Consider the following 3340-nt stretch of genomic DNA (forward strand, 5'->3'; position numbering starts at 1 on the left):
TCAGCAGATAGGGGTTTCGGAATTGAATCTTGACGATGACCTACTCTCACATGGAGAAGCTCCACACTACCATCGGCGATGCGTCGTTTCACTACTGAGTTCGGGATGGGATCAGGTGGTTCCAACGCTCTATGGTCGTCAAGAAATTCTGTGTGCCAACACGTCTTTCGACACGCTGACGAATCGGGTATGTGATGATTGTGAGTCGCAAACTTTCGGTTCGTTTCGTCTTCACAACACCGCAATCTGGCGCGCCTTCCGGCCTCACTCAAATTGCTTGGGTGTTATATGGTCAAGCCTCACGGGCAATTAGTATTGGTTAGCTCAACGCCTCACAGCGCTTACACACCCAACCTATCAACGTCGTAGTCTTCGACGGCCCTTCAGGGAGCTCAAGGCTCCAGTGAGATCTCATCTTGAGGCAAGTTTCCCGCTTAGATGCTTTCAGCGGTTATCTCTTCCGAACATAGCTACCCGGCAATGCCACTGGCGTGACAACCGGAACACCAGAGGTTCGTCCACTCCGGTCCTCTCGTACTAGGAGCAGCCCCTCTCAAATCTCAAACGTCCACGGCAGATAGGGACCGAACTGTCTCACGACGTTCTAAACCCAGCTCGCGTACCACTTTAAATGGCGAACAGCCATACCCTTGGGACCGGCTTCAGCCCCAGGATGTGATGAGCCGACATCGAGGTGCCAAACACCGCCGTCGATATGAACTCTTGGGCGGTATCAGCCTGTTATCCCCGGAGTACCTTTTATCCGTTGAGCGATGGCCCTTCCATACAGAACCACCGGATCACTAAGACCTACTTTCGTACCTGCTCGACGTGTCTGTCTCGCAGTCAAGCGCGCTTTTGCCTTTATACTCTACGACCGATTTCCGACCGGTCTGAGCGCACCTTCGTACTCCTCCGTTACTCTTTAGGAGGAGACCGCCCCAGTCAAACTACCCACCATACACTGTCCTCGATCCGGATAACGGACCTGAGTTAGAACCTCAAAGTTGCCAGGGTGGTATTTCAAGGATGGCTCCACGCAGACTGGCGTCCACGCTTCAAAGCCTCCCACCTATCCTACACAAGCAAATTCAAAGTCCAGTGCAAAGCTATAGTAAAGGTTCACGGGGTCTTTCCGTCTAGCCGCGGATACACTGCATCTTCACAGCGATTTCAATTTCACTGAGTCTCGGGTGGAGACAGCGCCGCCATCGTTACGCCATTCGTGCAGGTCGGAACTTACCCGACAAGGAATTTCGCTACCTTAGGACCGTTATAGTTACGGCCGCCGTTTACCGGGGCTTCGATCAAGAGCTTCGCGTTAGCTAACCCCATCAATTAACCTTCCGGCACCGGGCAGGCGTCACACCCTATACGTCCACTTTCGTGTTTGCAGAGTGCTGTGTTTTTAATAAACAGTCGCAGCGGCCTGGTATCTTCGACCGGCATGGGCTTACGGAGCAAGTCCTTCACCCTCGCCGGCGCACCTTCTCCCGAAGTTACGGTGCCATTTTGCCTAGTTCCTTCACCCGAGTTCTCTCAAGCGCCTTGGTATTCTCTACCCAACCACCTGTGTCGGTTTGGGGTACGGTTCCCGGTTATCTGAAGCTTAGAAGCTTTTCTTGGAAGCATGGCATCAACCACTTCGTCGCCTAAAGGCAACTCGTCATCAGCTCTCGGCCTTGAAATCCCGGATTTACCTAAGATTCCAGCCTACCACCTTAAACTTGGACAACCAACGCCAAGCTGGCCTAGCCTTCTCCGTCCCTCCATCGCAATAACCGGAAGTACAGGAATATTAACCTGTTTTCCATCGACTACGCTTTTCAGCCTCTCCTTAGGGACCGACTAACCCTGCGTCGATTAACGTTGCGCAGGAAACCTTGGTCTTTCGGCGTGGGAGTTTTTCACTCCCATTGTCGTTACTCATGTCAGCATTCGCACTTCTGATACCTCCAGCAAGCTTCTCAACTCACCTTCACAGGCTTACAGAACGCTCCTCTACCGCATCACCTAAGTGATACCCGTAGCTTCGGTGCATGGTTTGAGCCCCGTTACATCTTCCGCGCAGGCCGACTCGACTAGTGAGCTATTACGCTTTCTTTAAAGGGTGGCTGCTTCTAAGCCAACCTCCTAGCTGTCTAAGCCTTCCCACATCGTTTCCCACTTAACCATGACTTTGGGACCTTAGCTGACGGTCTGGGTTGTTTCCCTTTTCACGACGGACGTTAGCACCCGCCGTGTGTCTCCCATGCTCGGCACTTCCAGGTATTCGGAGTTTGCATCGGTTTGGTAAGTCGGGATGACCCCCTAGCCGAAACAGTGCTCTACCCCCTGGAGTGATACATGAGGCGCTACCTAAATAGCTTTCGAGGAGAACCAGCTATCTCCGAGCTTGATTAGCCTTTCACTCCGATCCACAGGTCATCCGCTAACTTTTCAACGGTAGTCGGTTCGGTCCTCCAGTCAGTGTTACCTAACCTTCAACCTGCCCATGGATAGATCGCCCGGTTTCGGGTCTATACCCAGCGACTAAACGCCCTATTAAGACTCGCTTTCGCTACGCCTCCCCTATTCGGTTAAGCTCGCCACTGAATATAAGTCGCTGACCCATTATACAAAAGGTACGCAGTCACCTAACAAAGTAGGCTCCCACTGCTTGTACGCATACGGTTTCAGGTTCTATTTCACTCCCCTCTCCGGGGTTCTTTTCGCCTTTCCCTCACGGTACTGGTTCACTATCGGTCAGTCAGTAGTATTTAGCCTTGGAGGATGGTCCCCCCATATTCAGACAAAGTTTCTCGTGCTCCGTCCTACTCGATTTCATTGACAAGAGATTTTCGTGTACGGGGCTATCACCCACTATGGCGGCACTTTCCAGAGCCTTCCACTAATCTCAAATCAACTTAAGGGCTAGTCCCCGTTCGCTCGCCACTACTAAGGGAATCTCGGTTGATTTCTTTTCCTCAGGGTACTTAGATGTTTCAGTTCCCCTGGTTCGCCTCTTGCACCTATGTATTCAGTGCAAGATACTCAGCTTGTGCTGAGTGGGTTCCCCCATTCAGAGATCTCCGGATCACAGTCTGTTTGCCGACTCCCCGAAGCTTATCGCAGGCTACCACGTCTTTCATCGCCTCTGACTGCCAAGGCATCCACCGTATGCGCTTCTTCACTTGACCATATAACCCCAAGCAATCTGGTTATACTGTGAAGACGACATTCGCCGAAAATTTGCAAAACTCTTAAGAGTCACTCACAAATTTTACCTTAGCCTGATGAAACACCAGTGAAAGTGCCCATCAGTCTATTTCTATCACATACCCAAATTTTTAAAGAACGA

At 51.5% G+C, this 3340-nt stretch carries 2 rRNA genes; both read right to left on the minus strand.

Going from position 1 to position 3340, the window contains the following annotated elements:
- Window positions 1–27: 27 nt before the first annotated feature.
- A 5S ribosomal RNA gene (gene rrf / locus CHB99_RS29140) occupies window positions 28–143 on the minus strand.
- Window positions 144–288: 145 nt separating this feature from the next.
- Window positions 289–3179 (minus strand): 23S ribosomal RNA (locus tag CHB99_RS29145).
- Window positions 3180–3340: the final 161 nt, after the last annotated feature.

The sequence above is a fragment of the Pseudomonas japonica genome (genome assembly GCF_900188455.1).
GTDB lineage: Bacteria > Pseudomonadota > Gammaproteobacteria > Pseudomonadales > Pseudomonadaceae > Aquipseudomonas > Aquipseudomonas japonica.